15 protein-coding genes, 2 tRNA genes, 1 other RNA gene, 1 pseudogene and 1 riboswitch are annotated in these 18,667 nt (G+C 54.9%); of the genes and pseudogenes, 5 read left to right on the plus strand and 14 right to left on the minus strand.

Annotation, left to right across the window (positions count from 1 at the left end):
• Positions 1-714: 714 nt before the first annotated feature.
• From AAIE02_RS08410 to rssA, 4 genes are all read right to left on the minus strand, one after another.
• A complete protein-coding gene (locus tag AAIE02_RS08410; protein ID WP_166873320.1) occupies positions 715-2,055 on the minus strand; it encodes a UDP-glucose dehydrogenase family protein in 1,341 nt (446 codons plus the stop codon).
• Between the two features lie 24 nt (positions 2,056-2,079).
• Positions 2,080-2,988 (minus strand): UTP--glucose-1-phosphate uridylyltransferase GalU, encoded by a 909-nt coding sequence (gene galU / locus AAIE02_RS08415; RefSeq protein WP_336982325.1) that lies wholly within the window; start codon positions 2,986-2,988, stop codon positions 2,080-2,082.
• Between the two features lie 202 nt (positions 2,989-3,190).
• Entirely contained in the window at positions 3,191-4,204 is a 1,014-nt protein-coding gene (rssB, locus tag AAIE02_RS08420) for a two-component system response regulator RssB (protein WP_008454235.1), read from the minus strand.
• 81 nt (positions 4,205-4,285) lie between these two features.
• A complete protein-coding gene (gene rssA, locus AAIE02_RS08425) occupies positions 4,286-5,194 on the minus strand; it encodes a patatin-like phospholipase RssA (protein ID WP_498532354.1) in 909 nt (302 codons plus the stop codon).
• Between the two features lie 114 nt (positions 5,195-5,308).
• Here rssA and AAIE02_RS08430 point away from each other — a divergent pair, with 114 nt between their 5' ends.
• The 5 genes from AAIE02_RS08430 (at position 5,309) to AAIE02_RS08450 (ending at position 7,197) form a co-directional block, all read left to right on the plus strand.
• Complete coding sequence (locus AAIE02_RS08430; protein WP_166992025.1) at positions 5,309-5,764, plus strand: YchJ family metal-binding protein; 456 nt, start codon at positions 5,309-5,311, stop codon at positions 5,762-5,764.
• Positions 5,765-5,827: 63 nt separating this feature from the next.
• The gene (purU, locus tag AAIE02_RS08435; protein ID WP_008454230.1) at positions 5,828-6,670 is read left to right on the plus strand and encodes a formyltetrahydrofolate deformylase; all 843 of its coding nucleotides are present in this window, start codon (positions 5,828-5,830) and stop codon (positions 6,668-6,670) included.
• 157 nt (positions 6,671-6,827) lie between these two features.
• Positions 6,828-6,912: transfer RNA gene (locus AAIE02_RS08440), tRNA-Tyr, on the plus strand.
• 43 nt (positions 6,913-6,955) lie between these two features.
• A non-coding RNA gene (locus tag AAIE02_RS08445) (RtT sRNA) lies at positions 6,956-7,086 on the plus strand.
• A 26-nt stretch (positions 7,087-7,112) separates the two neighbouring features.
• Positions 7,113-7,197, plus strand: a tRNA-Tyr gene (locus AAIE02_RS08450).
• Between the two features lie 649 nt (positions 7,198-7,846).
• On the opposite strand, the gene crcB is transcribed toward AAIE02_RS08450, so the two are convergent.
• The 10 genes and pseudogenes from crcB to AAIE02_RS08500 form a co-directional block, all read right to left on the minus strand.
• Entirely contained in the window at positions 7,847-8,224 is a 378-nt protein-coding gene (gene crcB / locus AAIE02_RS08455) for a fluoride efflux transporter CrcB (RefSeq protein WP_008454228.1), read from the minus strand.
• 54 nt (positions 8,225-8,278) lie between these two features.
• On the minus strand, positions 8,279-9,568 hold the full coding sequence (gene eno, locus AAIE02_RS08460; protein WP_498532355.1) for a phosphopyruvate hydratase: 1,290 nt from the start codon (positions 9,566-9,568) through the stop codon (positions 8,279-8,281).
• A gap of 10 nt (positions 9,569-9,578) precedes the next feature.
• Positions 9,579-10,010 (minus strand): universal stress protein, encoded by a 432-nt coding sequence (locus AAIE02_RS08465; RefSeq protein ID WP_498532356.1) that lies wholly within the window; start codon positions 10,008-10,010, stop codon positions 9,579-9,581.
• A complete protein-coding gene (locus AAIE02_RS08470) occupies positions 10,007-10,918 on the minus strand; it encodes a DHH family phosphoesterase (RefSeq protein WP_498532357.1) in 912 nt (303 codons plus the stop codon). Before AAIE02_RS08470 ends, AAIE02_RS08465 begins: the two co-directional genes overlap by 4 nt.
• 80 nt (positions 10,919-10,998) lie before the next feature.
• Positions 10,999-11,069, minus strand: a riboswitch (Fluoride riboswitch).
• Positions 11,070-11,105: 36 nt separating this feature from the next.
• Positions 11,106-11,384 (minus strand): annotated as a pseudogene (locus AAIE02_RS08475) (ArsC/Spx/MgsR family protein); the annotation flags it as partial.
• 96 nt (positions 11,385-11,480) lie between these two features.
• Positions 11,481-11,822, minus strand: a complete 342-nt coding sequence (locus AAIE02_RS08480; RefSeq protein WP_166992013.1) for a metalloregulator ArsR/SmtB family transcription factor — start codon at positions 11,820-11,822, stop codon at positions 11,481-11,483.
• A 133-nt stretch (positions 11,823-11,955) separates the two neighbouring features.
• Positions 11,956-12,633: a respiratory nitrate reductase subunit gamma gene (gene narI, locus AAIE02_RS08485; protein WP_008454218.1), complete on the minus strand. Its 678-nt coding sequence runs from the start codon at positions 12,631-12,633 to the stop codon at positions 11,956-11,958.
• Positions 12,633-13,337, minus strand: coding sequence for a nitrate reductase molybdenum cofactor assembly chaperone (gene narJ / locus AAIE02_RS08490; RefSeq protein ID WP_008454216.1), 705 nt, complete (start codon positions 13,335-13,337; stop codon positions 12,633-12,635). The genes narI and narJ overlap by 1 nt, the downstream gene beginning before the upstream one ends.
• Positions 13,334-14,872 (minus strand): nitrate reductase subunit beta, encoded by a 1,539-nt coding sequence (gene narH, locus AAIE02_RS08495; RefSeq protein ID WP_008454215.1) that lies wholly within the window; start codon positions 14,870-14,872, stop codon positions 13,334-13,336. Before narH ends, narJ begins: the two co-directional genes overlap by 4 nt.
• Positions 14,869-18,615: a nitrate reductase subunit alpha gene (locus AAIE02_RS08500; protein ID WP_498532358.1), complete on the minus strand. Its 3,747-nt coding sequence runs from the start codon at positions 18,613-18,615 to the stop codon at positions 14,869-14,871. The genes narH and AAIE02_RS08500 overlap by 4 nt, the downstream gene beginning before the upstream one ends.
• Positions 18,616-18,667 lie beyond the last annotated feature (52 nt).

The following is an 18,667-nucleotide window of genomic DNA, read 5'->3' on the forward strand; positions in this document are numbered from 1 at the left end:
TTTTATTTGTGACGCACTTCATTTTAATGCCCCTGCCATGAACCACTTTAGTAAAACAATCCTATAACAGCTTACGTTTCTTTATTAATGAATCGTATTTAATATCTTTAGATACAATACCTGTCCTTTAGTACAGTTAATTTCTCCCGCTAATCATCAGGTTAAGCCTGACGCAGATTTATCTGGCGTTAAGGTAATCCATTTCTCGGGTTGATATACTCCATAAGCGTTATCAACTAAAAATGTGGCGTTACTACATAGAGTTGAATCCTTGCCTGAACAAAGTGGGGAATCCTGCCTGAAGATCTCATGCCGAGAGATTATTGAGTATCCCATACGTTGCATTTATCTCGCTGACGCCGAGACTGGTTCGCCCCACATACGCGCCGTGAAGTATATTACTGCCACTTTTATCGCTCATATTTACACGGCCCATTGTTATCAGCGTTTAGTCGCTCGCTTATCTTTCTGCTTCAAATGCACCCTGATGTTCAAATAACGAACACAACCCTTTACCTTACCCCCTATAAAGGTTTTGTCCGTCGAGCACGGCAGAATATTGCAGGAACACGGCTGAAAAGCCCTGTAGGAGCCTAATAGCGGGGATTTAAAATCTTAGGAGTGGTGCGAAGAAGGAGAACGTGACCGGCAGCGTACAGGCTCTCTGGTGCGCTGTCGTGCCGGTCACGATAAATAACAACAGACGGGCGTTATTTAAACAATATTAATGGAAGCACCGCGGCCGATTGCGTAATAAACAAAACCACGCTTATTCAGTCTCTCTGGATCATACAGATTACGACCATCGAAGATGACCGGCTGCTTCAGGGATTTCTTCATCAGATCGAAATCCGGAGCCTTAAAGCTCTGCCACTCGGTACAAACCACAAGCGCATCAGCGCCCTGCAGGGCCGCTTCTTTGGTTCCCATCAGCCTTAAATCACTGCGGTGGCCGTAAATACGCTGAGTTTCATCCATGGCTTCTGGATCGAAAGCCTGAATCTCTGCGCCTCGTTCCCACAGTGCCTCAATCAGCACCCGGCTGGAGGCTTCACGCATATCGTCTGTATTAGGCTTGAAAGACAGTCCCCAAAGCGCAAAGGTTTTGCCTTTCAGATCCTGGCCAAAGTGGCGGGTCACGAATTCAGGCAGCTTTTGCTTCTGAGCATAGTTAACCTCTTCGACCGCCTGCAGAATTTTTGGCGTGTAGCCAATCTGCTCTGCGGTGCGAATCAGCGCCTGAACATCTTTCGGGAAGCAGGAGCCACCGTAGCCGCAGCCTGGATAGATGAAACTGTAGCCAATCCGGGAATCAGACCCGATACCCATTCGCACTTTCTCGATGTCAGCCCCGAGACGTTCGGCCAGGTTAGCAATCTCGTTCATGAAGCTGATTTTGGTCGCCAGCATGCAGTTAGCGGCGTATTTGGTCAGCTCGGCGCTGCGGATATCCATCAGAATCATGCGATCGTGATTACGGTTGAACGGCTCGTACAGCTCACGAAGCAGGTCAATAACCTCTTCGTTATCCGTCCCGATGACGATACGCTCAGGGCGCATGCAGTCGGCAACCGCGGCACCTTCTTTCAGGAACTCGGGGTTAGAAACCACATCAAAGTTAATCTCCAGACCGCGAGATTTCAGGGTTTCTTCCATCACCGCACGGACTTTGTCTGCCGTGCCAACGGGTACCGTTGACTTGTCGATGACGACTTTATGTGAATCCATGTACTGCGCAATGGTACGCGCAACGGAAGTCACGTATTTCAGGTCAGCGGAACCGTCTTCATCCGGCGGAGTCCCCACGGCGATATAGTGCATTTCGCCATGGTTGACGCCCTCTTCAGCATTGGTGCTGAACTGCAGGCGCCCTTCTTCATAATTTTTCTTCACCAACGGCGCAAGGCCTGGCTCAAAGATAGGGATTTCACCTTTTTTCAGGTTTTCCACTTTCTTTGCGTCTACGTCGATGCACATGACGTCATGCCCAACATCAGCGAGCACGGCGGCCTGGACTAAACCAACGTAGCCAATACCAAATACGGTAACTTTCATCTTACCATCCTGCGTTGAATTAACTTATTTCTTCGCGCCAACGGTGGCTTCAAGCCAGGTTTTAAAGTCTGCACCCAGCGTGTTATGACGAATACCGTACTCAACAAACGCCTGCATATAGCCCAGCTTGTTGCCGCAGTCGTGGCTCACGCCTTTCATGTGGTAGGCTTCAACGGTCTCTTTTTCCATCAGCATGGCGATAGAATCGGTGAGCTGAATTTCATCCCCGGCACCTGGAGGGGTTTTCGCCAGCAGCGGCCAGATATCCGCGCTCAGCACATAGCGTCCGACAACGGCCAGATTGGATGGCGCAACGTCAGCTTTAGGTTTCTCAACAATCCCGACCATTGGCACGCTGTCGCCCGCAAAAAGCGCAGCACCTTTGCAGTCAACCACGCCATAAGCGGTTACATCCGCAACAGGTTCAACCATGATTTGGCTGTGTCCGGTTTCGTCAAAGCGGCGGATCATTTCGGCCAGGTTGTCCTGAGAAAGGTCGGATTCGAACTCATCCAGAATCACGTCCGGCAGGATCACCGCAACCGGCTCATCACCGACGACAGGATGCGCACACATCACGGCGTGGCCCAGCCCTTTCGCCAGCCCCTGACGCACCTGCATAATGGTGACGTGAGGCGGGCAAATAGACTGCACTTCTTCCAGAAGCTGACGCTTAACGCGCTTCTCAAGCATGGCTTCCAGTTCAAAACTGGTGTCGAAGTGGTTCTCGATGGAATTTTTAGAAGAGTGGGTAACCAGCACAATCTCGGTAATACCGGCAGCGATACACTCATTAACGACATACTGAATCAGCGGTTTATCAACCAGCGGCAGCATCTCTTTTGGAATTGCCTTTGTTGCCGGCAACATACGCGTTCCCAACCCCGCAACCGGGATAACAGCTTTTCTTACTTTAGAATTAATGGCAGCCATTGAAAAAACCTCCAGGACTGTTCAAGTTTCACACTTGTCGTCAATTTAAAAACGCGGTTGAGTATATCAGCTTAAAAACGAAAACCGCCCCCCGTTTACTCCGGCAGCGGCTAATTTAAGACAAATACGATTAGGTTGGTCGCGATATTACCACCGCCCGGGTTCCAGGAAAAAAGCTAAATGTAATCAGTTGTTCCGTTGTTTATTCTGCAGACAACATCAGCCGTAAACGCCCACCGGAGCCCCACACCTGGCATTGCCAGGCTTCGCACCGCTGGCTGATTTGATTGAGGTAGGCATTGCCCAGCGTCCCCAACGGCACGCCGTTGCTGACCTGGATTTGGTGCTCGCCGGTATTTAATGTGGCATTAAGCCCGGCGGAGACCAGAATGAGGTTTTTTAATCCGCTGTGATAATAACCCACAATGAGCGGAAATTGTCCGTTCAGGTTTGCCTGACGCAATAGTTGATTGACCTGTTTTAGTAAATTACCCAGTTCAGGTAAACGCTGGCCCTGATGCGAAAGTTGTTCCTGTAATAATCCGTTGAATAACGCTCTGAGCAACAGCGCGGCTAATACACCGTTATCGCCAGCACGGGTAACGTCTAAACAATAAAAAGCCAGATCATTATCTGAAAGTGGCGCAATATCGAGCACCAGACCAGGCTGATCGACGGCAATTAACTGGCGATAATTTATTCGGCAGCGCGACATAACCTGCTGGACCGGCGGCTGCAGTTCTTGCAGCAGCTTGGATGCAGCCTGAGGATCCCGTGCCAGCGCATCCCAATCCTGAAACAGCCGCTCTTCCTCTTCTACCCGGGAATTAAACATTGTGGGGTAGATACAGGACAATACGGTCTCTTTTAATCGATTAAGATCTTTAATGGGTTTCAGCAACACATCCTGCACACCGAGCCGTAAAGCCTGGGCTATGTCAGACATATTTTCCGTCGCTGAAATAACTAAAATGGGCGTTTGATTACCTTCGTTACGGATATGTTCCACCAGTTCAAGACCATTCATTCGTGGCATCGCCAGGTCACAAATCAGCAGATCCGGCGTAAATTGCCCCAGCTTCTCAAGCGCATCCATGCCGTCCCAGGCAAGCAGCGTGCCCGCGCCAAGCGACGTCAAATAGCTGTCCAGCAGAGAGCGGAAAACGGGCTCGTCTTCAACAATGAGGATCTGCTTTCCTTCCAGCGGGTAACTCATGCGCTTTCCTCTGCCTGGCAATATTTCAATAGTGGCACGGTATCGCAACGAGCGCCTGTCAGAAACGGGTTAAGTATTAACTTAATCATGAGTACGAACCAGCGGCAGTAGCTCATCCATTTTTTTCTCAACCGCAAGGTAGCCTGCCGCGATAGCTTCGGACGCGCGATGAAAGTCGAGGGTGGAAATTTGCGGGCAAAAGGGCTGCAGAAGAATATCGGGAGGATCGCCCGCCATGCGGTTACGCTTGAGGCGGTTTTCCAGCACCTGAATCGAGGTCGTCATAATTTCCATCGCCGTCGGCGTAACAGTGGCCCGGCGGTGGGTCATTTTTCCCAAACGCTCCCGTAAACGACTGCGCCAGGACGCAGGCTGCGCCAGATTCTCCTCCCCGGCAGGCGTTATATTCACCGACAGCAGATCCTGCTGCATCAGGTGCGCATCGTGCTGCAAGTCCACCGCAATGACGATATCCGCCCCCAGCGCACGAGTGAGCGAGATCGGCACCGGATTGACAATTGCGCCATCCACCAGCCAGTAACCGTTGTGTGCAACGGGAGACAGCAGCCCCGGCATGCTGCAGGAAGCGCGAATAGCCTGATGGAGGTCGCCGTCGGTAAACCACAGCTCTCGCCCGGTACTCAGGTTGGTGGCCACGGCACCAAATCTCATGCCACAGCCCTCAATAGCGGTTTCTGGAATGATTTTGCGAATATTGTTAAACACGCGTTCACCGCGGAGCAGCCCGCCGCGACGCCAGGAAAGATCCATCAGACGCAGGACATCCCAGTAGCTGAATGATCGCACCCATCGCTCCATCACCGGCAACCGCTGGCTGGCACAGGCGGCACCGACCAGCGCGCCGACGGAACACCCTGCCACGATATCAATCTGAATCCCTGCTTTTTTTAACGCATTGATAACGCCAATGTGCGCCCATCCTTTGGCCGCACCCGACCCTAATGCCAGGCCGATCTTTACCTGTCTCATCACGCCTCGGTCAATCTTCCCCGGTAATCACTCCGTGACGCCAACGCCACCGCTCAGTTAACATAAGTGCTGCCGTCGTATTATTGGCGTCGTTTATTTTTTCCTGGAGATATTATGTTGCAACTTTGTCCCTGTGGCAGCGGTTTGGAGTATAGCTTATGTTGCCAGCCTTACCTAAGCGCGGCCCAGCATCCGCAACGCCCGTCACAGCTTATGCGCTCTCGTTACACCGCTTTTGTGAAGCAGGATGCGGATTATCTTGTTGCAAGCTGGCATGAGAGCTGCCGCCGTCCGTCGTTAAAATCAGAAATATCCAGCGGCTTCGGCGACACGGAATGGCTCGGCCTGACGATATATGAAGAAGCCGAAGGCAAAGATGTCAACGAAGGATTTGTCAGCTTTGTGGCCCGTTTTCAGGAAAACGGCAAGCAAAGCGCGATAATCGAACGCTCTCGTTTCGTCAGGGAAAGCGGTCAATGGTACTATATCGACGGCCTCCGCCCGCAGTTCGGTCGTAATGACCCCTGCCCTTGCGGTTCTGGAAAAAAATATAAAAAATGCTGCGGATGATAGCCTTCGCCGCATAACAGCATTATTGTTTCGCAAACACCGTTCAACAGGATTTATCTCTTCATGCAGGCATTACAACGTAAAGTTCTCCGCACAATCTGCCCCGATCAGAAGGGTCTCATCGCGCGAATCACTAACATTTGCTACAAACACGAACTCAATATTGTTCAGAACAACGAATTTGTCGATCATCGTACCGGCCGCTTCTTTATGCGTACCGAGCTTGAAGGCATTTTTAACGACACTACGCTGATGGCCGACCTGGACAGCGCGCTGCCGGAAGGCTCAATTCGTGAATTGACGCCTGCGGGCCGCCGTCGCATTGTTATTCTGGTCACCAAAGAAGCCCATTGCCTCGGCGATTTGCTGATGAAATCCACCTATGGCGGCCTGGACGTAGAAATCGCTGCCGTCATTGGCAATCACGAAACCCTACGTACCTTAGTGGAGCGTTTCGACATTCCGTTCCAGTTAGTCAGCCACGAAGGGATGACGCGCGAAGAGCACGACATGCAAATGGCCGATGCTATCGAAGCACATAAACCAGACTACGTCGTGCTGGCCAAATACATGCGCGTATTGACGCCTGAGTTTGTCGCCCGCTTCCCGAACCAGATAATCAACATCCATCACTCGTTCCTGCCGGCGTTTATCGGCGCACGCCCTTACCACCAGGCCTACGAACGCGGCGTGAAGATTATCGGCGCCACCGCGCATTATGTTAATGATAATCTGGATGAAGGCCCGATCATCATGCAGGACGTGATCCACGTCGATCACACTTACACCGCCGACGATATGATGCGTGCCGGGCGTGACGTAGAGAAAAATGTGCTAAGCCGGGCGCTCTACGAAGTGCTGGCCCAGCGAGTCTTCGTTTACGGCAACCGTACGATTATTCTCTAATCACTCAGAAAATGAATTGGTTAGCTTTGCGGCGCTCAGCGTAAAAAAGCGGCAAACGATTCATTTTCCTCAAGTGAATGCTTTACAGCGGCGCTTCATTTGATATGATGCGCCCCGCTTCCACAGCGAAGCAGGCCAGTAACAAGCATTACCCCGTGGTGGGGTTCCCGAGCGGCCAAAGGGAGCAGACTGTAAATCTGCCGTCATCGACTTCGAAGGTTCGAATCCTTCCCCCACCACCATTATTCACCACAGTGATGTGGTAATACCGATGAGATGAGACAAAGTTTTCGCTTATCGGGAAGGGTGAGAACCTTCGACCAAGGTTCGAATCGAGCGAAAGCGAGATAACGCTGCTAAAGCAGCGGCCCGAAGGGTGAGGAGTGAAGCGACGAATAATCCTTCCCCCACCACCATCTCAAAATTCAAAGCATTAACCCCTGGCGGGGTTCCCGAGCGGCCAAAGGGAGCAGACTGTAAATCTGCCGTCATCGACTTCGAAGGTTCGAATCCTTCCCCCGCCACCATCTTCCAGAACAAATCCCAACTTATGAACTTGCACAATCATCCAGATTCTCGTTGGGGAAGGACGAGAAGCTTCGATTAAGGTTCGACTCACGTCAGTGAGAACGCGCTTGCGCGGTCATCCTTCCCCCGCCACCATCTTCCAGAACAAACCCCAACTTAAGAACTTGCACAATCATCCAGATTCCCGTTGGGGAAGGACGAGAAGCTTCGATTAAGGTTCGACTCACGTCAGTGAGAACGCACTTGCGCGGTCATCCTTCCCCCGCCACCATCTTCCAGAACAAATCCCAACTTCAGAACTCGCACAATCATCCAGATTCCCGTTGGGGAAGGACGAGAAGCTTCGATTAAGGTTCGACTCACGCCAGTGAGAACGCGCTTGCGCGGTCATCCTTCCCCCGCCACCATCTTCCAGAACAAATCCCAACTTCAGAACTTGCACAATCATCCAGATTCCCGTTGGGGAAAGACGAGAAGCTTCGATTAAGGTTCGACTCACGGCAGTGAGAACGCGCTTGCGCGGTCATCCTTCCCCCGCCTCCCTTTTCCTGGCACTCGGGCTAATACTCTTATAAAACGCCTTTCGCTGTTGTTCTCTAAGAATAAAAAAGGCGAGCCAAACTCAGGCCCGCCGGTTGCACAGCCCTATTACATCACTGCATTTATGACAAAGAAACCGACCGCAGTCATTAACAGTGAACCCAGTACGTGAGCGAAAACGGACGCCATCGCCCAGGCATAATTCCCCCCCTGCAGCAGCGAAAACAGCTCAACAGAGAACGTTGAAAAAGTACTCATGCCGCCGCACAGGCCGGTGGTAATCAACAACTTCCAGCCGGGATCGAGCTGCGGCTGACGCAGAAAGAAAGCCATTGCGCCACCGATAATCAACCCAGCCAACAGGTTGACCGCCAGCGTACCGAGGGGCAAATGAGGGAAAAGGCCATTCAGACGTAACGCAAGGAGCCAGCGAATAACACACCCAGCCGAGCCGCCAACAATAACTGCAAACAGTGGTTTAACCATATTTCCCTCAAAAAGATCTAAACGATACGGTGTTGTTAAATAAGAACTTTGCTTTTAGCTTTTATGAATAAAAGCGCTACGTCCGGCAAAATGTGCATCTGCGCCTAGCGCCTGTTCAATTCGCATCAACTGATTATATTTTTCTACCCTTTCGCCCCGACAAGGCGCGCCGGTTTTCAGGTGCCCCGCACGCAGGGCAACCGTCATGTCCGCAATAAAGCTGTCCGTCGTTTCACCGCTGCGGTGCGAAATAAACGTTCCCCAGCCGTGCTGCTGGCAAAGTGCCACCGCGTCGAAGGTTTCGCTCAGGGTGCCTATCTGGTTCAGCTTGATCAGCGCCGCGTTAGCCAGGTTCTCTTCTATGCCACGTCGGATGTATTTCACGTTAGTCACGAAGAGATCGTCGCCCACCAGCTCGACCCTGTTGCCCAATTTTTGGTTCAGGTGCTTCCAGCCTGCCCAGTCATTCTCGGCCAGCCCATCTTCAAGCAGCACAATAGGAAACTGGCCCAGCAGATCGGCATAATAGCCCGTCATCTCTTCGGCGCTAAGCGTGCTTTTTTCCGTTCTTAGGTGGTATTTACCCTCGGTATAGAATTCGCTGGAAGCGGGATCGATACAGATGCTGATATCTTCCCCTGGCCGGTAGCCCGCTTTCTCAATCGCCTGCACGATAAACTGCAAAGGTTGTTTATTAGAGGACACCGCCGGGGCAAATCCGCCTTCATCACCCACGGCTGTAGAAAGATTGTTATCCAGCAGGATCTGGCGAAGCGCCTGGTAGACTTCGCTCCCCTGGCGCACGGCTTCGGTCAGGCTGGCCGCACCATGTGGCGCAATCATAAACTCCTGAAAATCCGCTCCCTGCCCCCGGGCATGCACCCCGCCGTTAACAATATTCATGCAGGGAACCGGCAGCAGGTTCGCCCTCAGCCCACCGAGATAGCGAAACAGCGGCTGGCCGGTTACCTTAGCTGCAAGCCGCGCGACGGCCAAAGAAACACCGAGAATGGCGTTAGCCCCCAACCGTGCCTTGTTTTCCGTGCCGTCCAGCGCCAGCAGAATATCATCCACCCGCCTCTGTTCACGGCCATCAACGCCCACAAGTGCCTGATGAATCTCGGTATTGATCGAATGCACTGCGTTCTGCACCCCCTTACCGTTGTAGCGCTGTTTATCGCCATCCCGTCGCTCTATGGCCTCCCTTGAACCCGTGCTGGCACCGGACGGAACCGAGGCCCGGGCCATAACCCCCTCAGTGGTATAAGCATCAACTTCAACGGTTGGGTTCCCACGAGAATCCAAAATTTCACGAGCAACTATTTTATCCAGCGTAAAATTCATGGTGATTACCTCATTGTTTGCCATCGATATGTTTAATCAGCACGTCAACATTCAGATGATTAACGTATTCCATCGAGTCAGAAGCGATCTGCCCCAGCCAGCGGTTGCGGTGCCCGGCCAGCACCAGGTCCACATCCAGTGAAGAAATGCATTTTTCAACGTCTTCAAAGCGGTTCAACGTCACCAGCTCCCGCGTTTTTACCGGCACGTTGACCGAGCGCACCAGCTCGCTAAACAACGCTTTCGCCTGAATCAGGTCGGCAGAAACGTTGTCATCCATTCGCGCATCGGAGACGTAATTCATCTCCCGGTAGTCTTCGCTGATGTGGACGAGGGTGATTTGGACGGGCAGCGCCCCGACAAGGCGAGCGGCATGTTGAATCAGCACCTGTCCGTCGGTCTTGCCCTGAATAAGTACGAGAACGTGGGAGTAGAGGTTCATAGCGGGCTCCTGGCGGGATTGAGCTGGCTTTGCAGCCAGGGGAGAAGCTGTTTTTTGCGACTCATCATGCCCGGCATCACGCGGGGCTGCGCCCCAGGCATCAATGAAGAGGTGGAGAAATAGAGTTCAGATGCACAAGCATTAATATCGGTCACCATCAACACGACAAGATCCACATCGGCGTCGGCCGCATGCAGATTCATTTCTTCCAGCAGAGCATCCAGTTGAGGAGCAAGTTGCGTTAGAGAGTAGAGTTCCAGTTGCGCAATTTTCAGCCGAACACCGTTGATGTCAAAACGCTTGAGATCTTTGTGCAGCAGCTCCCTCGCGCTCAGCCCGGCCACAGAGGTCTTAGCCGTGAGCAGGTCGGCAATAAACTCTTCATAATCGATACCGATGCGCCCGGCCAGCTCATCCGCCGCCAGCCTATCCTCAGGTGTGGTCGTGGGCGAACGTAGCGCGACGGTGTCACTGAGCAGCGCGCCCAGGAGCAAAATAGCCTCGCTGGCAGAGATCCCGGCCCGAAGTCGGGCGTCCATAAGCTGCCAGATCACCGTGGCCGTGCTGCCTACGGGTTTGATGCACACCTCCGGCGGCAACCGGGTAATCAGCCCGCCCAAACGGTGATGATCGATGATCCCAACAATATTGCCGGTGATAAGCGAGTCTGGCCCTTGCCCCGGCTCGTTAAAATCCACCAGCCAGATGTCTTTGTTGCTCAGAGAAGACGAGAGAAGCCCGGGCAGAGGAAGAGCGGCACGGGAGAAAATCAGTTCAGTTTCACGGTTAACCTCGCCGCAGCGCCACGCCTGTGCCGTGCGGCCCCGCAGCGTTAACCAGCGAGCAACCATCACGGCGCTGCAAACGGCATCGCTGTCGGGATGAAGGTGACCAATAACATGTATCATGGCTCGAGCCCCGTTAAGGGAAGCATGCAGAGCCGGTGGGTAAACGTTGACCAGCCTGACATGCCTCTTGGATTAAAAGAGTCATACCAGGCGTCATCAGCCTCTGAACGAGGCGGTTGGGGGAAGGTGGAACGCCATCACCTTGCGAAGTATTGTGAACCCTTCCCCTCAGGGTTTCAAGCGGGTTTTACGGTTTCAAGCGCTGGCCCTGCTCATCCACAACCGGCTCGCCGTCCTCTTTACTGAACGCACCCTGCTGCCCTTCAGGCAGGATATCCAGCACGCGTTCCGAAGGGCGGCAAAATCTCGTCCCCCGCTCAGTCACCACAATCGGGCGGTTAATTAACAGCGGGTACTGCACCATCAACTCAATGAGTCGCTCCTCGCTGAATTGCCCTTTCTCCAGCCCTAAAACTTCATAAGGCTCAACGTTTTTGCGCAGCAGTTCACGGGCGCCGATTGCCATGAAGAAATAGCGTTCCTGCTAAAAACATGTTCACTCCCACTTCAGTAAAACAACGCCATCATATCTGAAAAAAAGAATGTGTTAAGTTAAATTTTTTTACTGGCAAAGCGCCATAGCCCCACTCGCCTCGATGCGTTTCAAGCGCTCCAGCACTTCATGGCCCTGGCTTTGCCAGGCCTGCTCAATGACCGCCGCCGCCCACGCGGGCATGTGGGGTGAAAGGCGATAATAAACCCATTTCCCCTCTCTTCTGTCCTGCAGCAAACCGCCCTCGCGCAGCATCGCCAAATGCCGGGAGACCTTAGGCTGCGGCAGATCCAGCACAGCAGTTAGTTCGCAGACGCAAAGCTCGCTTTTCGCTCTTAGCAGCAGAGTGATAGCCAGCCGGGTTTCTTCCGACAAATGTTTAAAAAGCTGTAAAGGCGCCAGGGCAGTCATGGTGAGATCTCTTGAATAAACGCTGCCATAGTAAAGCTCTCGGCGTTAAAGTCAACGTTCACATCCGAAAAAACGAATTTGTTTATTGTGTAAAAAGCCCGGCATATACCGGGCTTGTGATCGTTCATGCAGACTAGCGGCGAGCGCGAACAATCTGGTATTTGCGTGTCAGGTATTCCACCGGCGCGCTCCAGATATGCACGAGGCGCGAGAACGGGAACAGCAGGAACAGCGTCATGCCCAGCACCAGATGAACGCGGAAAATAAACGCCACGCCGTCGAGGTAGTCAGATGCGCCACCGCGGAAGGTGACCACGTGTTGCGCCCAGTTCACCAGCTTCATCATTTCGCTGCCGTCCATATGCTGGGCGGAGAACGGAATAGTGCCGAGGCCCAGCGCACACTGGAGCATCAGCAGGCTAAGGATCAGGATATCGGCCCCAGTGGTGGTGGCGCGCACGCGTGGGCTGAACAGGCGACGCTTCAGCAGCAGCAGGCCGCCCACCAGCGTCATCACGCCGCTGGCTCCCCCGGCAAACATGGCCATTTTCTGTTTAATTTCTAGCGGCAAAAACGCCTCGTACATCCAGTGCGGCGTCAGCATGCCAAGGAAGTGTCCGGCAAAGATCCCAAGAATACCGAAATGAAACAGGTTTGAGGCCAGGTTCATGCCCTTGCGATCCAGCATCTGGCTGGACGCTGCACGCCAGGTGTACTGCCCGTAGTCATAGCGCAGCCAGCTGCCAATCAGGAACACGGCACCGCAAAGGTACGGGTAGATATCAAAGAAGAAGACGTTGAGAAAATGCATTATTTCCCTCCTGCTATATTCAGGTACTGCGGAGCCACCGCCCCGGCAAAACGGCGCTGGTGTGCGGTAATGTCGGTCTCTCCGCAGCTGTCATCGGCCATGAATTTCACCTGCTCCTCCTCCCACACCGCATCCAGCGCCTGAGGCGTGTCGTCGCGCGCTTCGTTGGCAATTTGCTGGCGGACCGTTTCGACGCTGACGTCGCTTTCAGCCAGAGCAATCAGCAGGTCGAAGAGGAGCGCATAGTCGCTTTCACGCTGTTTCAGACGCGCGCTGAGCAAAGCCAGGATCGGCGCGATGTCCTGCAGCCCGCCCTGCGCTTCTGCCCGCGTGCGCTGGGACAGGTATTCCAGATAAAGCGGCAGATGGTCCGGCAGCTCGCGGCTGTCAATTTCCAGCCCGGCCTGCTGATACTGGTTCATCAGGTTAACCATCGCCTGGCCCCGATCGCGCGATTCACCGTGAACGTGCTCGAAGAGCAACAGCGAAGTGGCTCTGCCCCGGTCGAATAGCTCGCTGTAGCTGGATTGCGCGTCCAGCAGCTCCCGCTGGCAGAGTGAGTCGATAAACCCATCCAGACTGGCGCGCTGCATTTTCGTCAATGTCTCGCTTTGGGCCAGCGCCTCATGCAGCTCCTGATGATGCTGCCACAGGGCAGCATCCGGGTACTCCAGCAGGCGGGAGATAATCAGTAGTTCAATCATGGATGCGGCTCCGTTTTGCTCGAGACGTCGATAGCGTCAATCCGACGGCTGTTGAACAGATTGAATTTGGTGTCGCTGCCGTGACAGCCGTCGCCAAAGCTAAAGCCGCAGCCGCTGTGCTCAGGGAAAGAGTTCTCGGCCAGTTCGCGGTGGCTGGTCGGCACCACAAAACGATCTTCGTAGTTAGCGATAGCCAGGTAGCGGTACATCTCCTGCGCCTGAGCTTCGGTTAGCCCCACCTCTTCCAGCGCGCGCGTGTCGATCACGCCTTCAACAGTTTCAGCACGTTTGTAGTGACGCATCGCCATCATGCGCTTCAGCGCCCGCAGCACCGGCGCGGTGTCCCCGGCGGTCAGCAGGTTGGCCAGGTACTCCACCGGAATACGCAGGCTTTCGACATCAGGCAGAATACCGGTGTGCGGCAGCTGGCCCGCATCGCTCGCGGACTGAATCGGCGACAGCGGCGGCACGTACCAGACCATCGGCAGCGTGCGATATTCCGGGTGCAGCGGCAGAGCCAGCTTCCAGTCCATCGCCATTTTGTACACCGGCGACTGCTGAGCCGCCGTAATCACTCCCTGCGGGATACCGTCTTTCAGCGCTTGCGCAATGACCGCCGGATCGTTCGGATCCAGGAATACGTCCAGCTGACGCTGATACAGATCTTTCTCGTTTTCCGTGCTGGCCGCCTGCTCAATCGCATCGGCGTCATACAGCAGCACGCCGAGGTAGCGAATACGTCCGACGCAGGTTTCTGAGCAAACCGTCGGCATCCCCGCTTCAATGCGCGGGTAGCAGAAGATGCACTTCTCGGACTTGCCACTTTTCCAGTTGAAGTAGATTTTTTTGTACGGGCAGCCGGTGATGCACATCCGCCAGCCGCGGCATTTATCCTGATCAATCAGCACAATGCCGTCTTCTTCGCGCTTGTAGATGGCCCCGCTCGGACAGGTGGCGACGCAGGCCGGGTTCAGGCAGTGCTCGCACAGGCGCGGCAGGTACATCATGAAGGTGTTTTCGAACTGGCCGTACATCGCCTTTTGCATATTGACGAAGTTCTGGTCCTGCGCGCGTTTTTCAAATTCGCCGCCAAGCAGCTCTTCCCAGTTCGGGCCAGCTTCGATTTTGTTCATCCGCTGGCCGGTAATCAGCGAGCGAGGCCGGGCCACGGGCTGCGCTTTGCTGCCCTCCGGCGCGGTGTGCAGGTTCTGGTAGTCGTAGTCAAACGGCTCGTAATAATCATCGATCCCCGGTAAATGCGGGTTAGCGAATATTTTACCCAGCAGCATCGCGCGGTTGCCCATGCGGGGCTGCAGCTTGCCGTTGATTTTGCGGATCCAGCCCCCCTTCCATTTGTCCTGGTTTTCCCAGTCGTTTGGGTAGCCCAGGCCAGGCTTGGTTTCCACGTTGTTAAACCACGCGTATTCCGTTCCTTCGCGGCTGGTCCAGACGTTTTTGCAGGTCACCGAGCAGGTATGGCAGCCGATGCATTTGTCCAGATTCAGCACCATGCCAATTTGTGAACGAATTTTCATTTTACGCTCTCCTGTACCTGGTCATTGCCTTCGCCGTCTAACCAGTTAATCTCTTTCATTTTGCGAACCACCACGAACTCATCGCGGTTAGAGCCGACCGTGCCGTAATAGTTAAAGCTGTAGGCCAGCTGGGCGTAGCCGCCAATCATGTGGGTTGGCTTCAGCGTGATGCGGGTCACCGAGTTATGAATGCCGCCGCGCTGGCCGGTGATTTCAGAACCCGGCAGGTTCATGATGCGTTCCTGCGCGTGGTACATCATCGTCATCCCGGCCGGAACGCGCTGGCTCACTACCGCGCGCGCCGTCAGCGCCCCGTTTTTGTTAAACACTTCAACCCAGTCGTTATCGGCGATGCCGATTTCTTTGGCGTCTGCTTCACACAGCCAGATAATTGGCCCCCCGCGCCCCAGCGTCAGCATCAACAGGTTGTCGCTGTAGGTGGAGTGGATGCCCCACTTCTGATGCGGGGTCAGGAAGTTAAGCGCTTTTTCCGGGTTGCCGTTAGACTTGTGGCCCATCATGCCGTCCACGGAACGGGTATCAATCGGCGGACGGTACACCACGAGGCTCTCGCCAAAGTCGCGCATCCACTGGTGATCCTGATAAAGCTGCTGGCGGCCAGACAGGGTGCGCCACGGGATCAGCTCGTGCACGTTGGTATAGCCCGCGTTATAAGAGACATGTTCGTCCTCCAGGCCGGACCAGGTCGGGCTGGAGATGATTTTGCGCGGCTGAACCTGAATGTCGCGGAAGCGAATCTTCTCTTCTTCTTTCGGCAATGCGAGGTGCGTGTGATCGCGACCGGTAAATTCACCGAGCGCGGCCCAGGCTTTCACCGCCACCTGGCCGTTGGTTTCCGGCGCCAGGCTGAGCACAACCTCGGCGGCATCAATGGCCGTGTTGATCATAGGCTGACCTTTCGCCGGGCCGTCGGTCTTCACGTAGTTGAGCTTGCGCAGGAACTCGACTTCTTTTTCGGTATTCCAGCTAATGCCTTTCCCGCCGTTGCCCATTTTCTCCAACAGCGGTCCGACGGAGGTAAAGCGTTCGTACGTCGCCGGATAGTCGCGTTCAACGGCAATAATGTGCGGCGCGGTTTTGCCTGGGATCAGGTCACATTCGCCTTTCTTCCAGTCCATGACGCCATACGGCTGAGCCAGTTCGGCGGCCGAGTCGTGCTGAATCGGCAGCGTCACAACATCGGTCTCTTTACCGAGGTGGCCAACGCAAACTTCGGAGAACTTCTTCGCGATGCTTTTGTAGATTTCCCAGTCGCTTTTCGATTCCCAGCAAGGATCCACGGCGGCGGAGAACGGGTGAATAAACGGATGCATATCCGAAGTGTTCAGATCTTCTTTCTCATACCAGGTGGCGGTCGGCAGCACAATATCGGAATACAGGCAGGTGCTCGACAGGCGGAAGTCCAGGGTGACCACCAGATCCAGCTTGCCGTCCAGGCCGTTATCGACCCATTCCACCTCCTCCGGCATCAGCCCGCCTTCCCGGCCGAGATCTTTCCCCTGAATGCCGTGCTCGGTGCCCAGCAGGTATTTGAGCATAAATTCATGCCCCTTCCCGGAAGAGCCCAGCAGGTTCGAACGCCAGATAAACATGTTGCGCGGGTGGTTATAGCCGGAGTCCGGCTGCTCCGCCGCGAAGCGGATGCCGCCGGATTTAAGTTGTTCAACGGTGTAATCCACCGGCGACATTCCGGCCTCTTTCGCCCGGTCAGCAATGCGCAGCGGGTTAGTGCCAAGCTGCGGTGCAGACGGCAGCCAGCCCATGCGTTCGGCGCGCACGTTGAAATCGATCAGGTGGCCGGTGTAGCGGGACTTGTCCGCCAGCGGCGACAGGAACTCATCCGCCGTCACCGTCTCATAGCGCCACTGGCTGGAGTGGTTATAGAAGTAGGAGGTGCTGTTCATGTGGCGCGGCGGGCGCTGCCAGTCGAGGGCAAACGCCAGCGGCATCCAGCCGGTCTGCGGACGCAGTTTTTCCTGACCGACGTAGTGGCCCCAGCCGCCGCCGCTCTGCCCGATGCTGCCGCAGAAGATCAGCATATTGATCAGCCCACGGTAGGCCATATCCATATGGAACCAGTGGTTCACGCCTGCACCAACGATAATCATCGAGCGGCCGTGGGTTTTGTCCGCGTTATCCGCGAACTCACGGGCAATGCGCACGATATCCTGGCGAGGCACACCGGTGATCTGCTCGGCCCAGGCTGGTGTATAAGCCTTCATTTCATCGTAGCTGCTGGCGCAGTTATCATCGTTCAGGCCGCGATCCAGACCGTAGTTAGCCAGGGTGAGATCGTAGACCGTTGCCACCAGCACGCTTGAGCCGTCCGCCAGCTGCAGGCGTTTAACCGGCAGCTTATGCAGCAGTACGTCTTTCAGTTTGACGTTGTCGAAATGCTCGGTGCTCTCACCGCCAAAGTACGGGAAGCCCACCTCGGCAACTTCATCATGGCTGCCCAGCAGGCTCAGGCGCAGCGCGGTTTCTTCCCCGGTGCTGCCGTCATGCTGCTCGAGGTTCCACTTGCCTTTTTCACCCCAGCGGAAGCCAATGGATCCGTTAGGTGCAACCAGCTCGCCGGACTGATCAGCCAGCGCCACGGTTTTCCACTGCGGATTATTTTCCTGGCCGAGACTGTCGACCAGGTCTGCCGCACGCAGCAAATTCGCCGGGGCATAGAAGCCGTCACGGGCTTCCAGCGTGACCAGCATAGGCATATCGGTGTAGCGACGAACGTAGTCGGTGAAGTACTGGCTTGGTTTGTCGAGATGGAATTCCCGCAGCATAACGTGGCCCATTGCCATCGCCATCGCGGCATCCGTCCCCTGCTTCGGCGCCAGCCACTGGTCGCACAGCTTGGAGATTTCCGCATAGTCCGGCGTTACCGCTACTGTTTTGGTGCCTTTGTAACGAACTTCGGTGAAGAAGTGGGCATCCGGGGTACGCGTCTGCGGGACGTTTGAGCCCCAGGCGATGATGTAACCGGCGTTGTACCAGTCCGCGGACTCAGGCACGTCAGTCTGCTCGCCCCAGGTTTGCGGAGACGCTGGCGGCAGGTCGCAGTACCAGTCGTAGAAGCTCATGCAGGTGCCGCCGATAAGCGACAGATAGCGGGTGCCTGCGGCGTAAGAAACCATCGACATGGCCGGGATCGGCGAGAAGCCGGTGATGCGGTCCGGGCCGTAGGTTTTTGCGGTATAGACGTTCGCCGCCGCGATCAGCTCGTTAACCTCTTCCCAGGTCGAACGAACAAATCCCCCGCGGCCACGCGCCTGTTTGTAACTTTTGGCTTTGTCGGGATCGTTAATGATCGATGCCCAGGCTTCAACCGGATCGTTATACTGCGTTTTCGCTTCGCGCCACAGCTTGATCAGACGTTTACGCATCTGAGGGTACTTCAAACGGTTGGCGCTGTAGAGATACCATGAGTAGCTTGCCCCGCGCGGGCAGCCGCGAGGTTCGTGGTTCGGCATATCCGGGCGGGTACGAGGGTAGTCCGTTTGCTGGGTTTCCCAGGTCACCAGGCCGCTTTTGACATAAATCTTCCAGCTGCAGGAGCCGGTACAGTTCACGCCGTGCGTGGAGCGCACCACTTTGTCATGCTGCCAGCGCTGGCGATACCCTTCTTCCCAGTCGCGATTGGTATCGAGTAGCTGGCCGTGTCCATTGGCGAAGGTTTCTCCCTTCTGCCTGAAATAACGAAACCGGTCGAGGAACTTGCTCATCGGGATACTCCTGATGTGGAGCCTGGTGGCTCTTCTGGTGAAATCGACATTG

It is taken from the genome of Cedecea sp. Ae19-4 (assembly GCF_059801165.1).

Coding starts and splice junctions, on each gene's coding strand:
- AAIE02_RS08410 (WP_166873320.1), bottom strand. CDS start 2,055: ATGAAAGTTACCGTATTTGGTATTGGCTACGTTGGTTTAGTCCAGGCC.
- galU (WP_336982325.1), bottom strand. CDS start 2,988: ATGGCTGCCATTAATTCTAAAGTAAGAAAAGCTGTTATCCCGGTTGCG.
- rssB (WP_008454235.1), bottom strand. CDS start 4,204: ATGAGTTACCCGCTGGAAGGAAAGCAGATCCTCATTGTTGAAGACGAG.
- rssA (WP_498532354.1), bottom strand. CDS start 5,194: ATGAGACAGGTAAAGATCGGCCTGGCATTAGGGTCGGGTGCGGCCAAA.
- AAIE02_RS08430 (WP_166992025.1), top strand. CDS start 5,309: ATGTTGCAACTTTGTCCCTGTGGCAGCGGTTTGGAGTATAGCTTATGT.
- purU (WP_008454230.1), top strand. CDS start 5,828: ATGCAGGCATTACAACGTAAAGTTCTCCGCACAATCTGCCCCGATCAG.
- crcB (WP_008454228.1), bottom strand. CDS start 8,224: ATGGTTAAACCACTGTTTGCAGTTATTGTTGGCGGCTCGGCTGGGTGT.
- eno (WP_498532355.1), bottom strand. CDS start 9,568: ATGAATTTTACGCTGGATAAAATAGTTGCTCGTGAAATTTTGGATTCT.
- AAIE02_RS08465 (WP_498532356.1), bottom strand. CDS start 10,010: ATGAACCTCTACTCCCACGTTCTCGTACTTATTCAGGGCAAGACCGAC.
- AAIE02_RS08470 (WP_498532357.1), bottom strand. CDS start 10,918: ATGATACATGTTATTGGTCACCTTCATCCCGACAGCGATGCCGTTTGC.
- AAIE02_RS08480 (WP_166992013.1), bottom strand. CDS start 11,822: ATGACTGCCCTGGCGCCTTTACAGCTTTTTAAACATTTGTCGGAAGAA.
- narI (WP_008454218.1), bottom strand. CDS start 12,633: ATGCATTTTCTCAACGTCTTCTTCTTTGATATCTACCCGTACCTTTGC.
- narJ (WP_008454216.1), bottom strand. CDS start 13,337: ATGATTGAACTACTGATTATCTCCCGCCTGCTGGAGTACCCGGATGCT.
- narH (WP_008454215.1), bottom strand. CDS start 14,872: ATGAAAATTCGTTCACAAATTGGCATGGTGCTGAATCTGGACAAATGC.
- AAIE02_RS08500 (WP_498532358.1), bottom strand. CDS start 18,615: ATGAGCAAGTTCCTCGACCGGTTTCGTTATTTCAGGCAGAAGGGAGAA.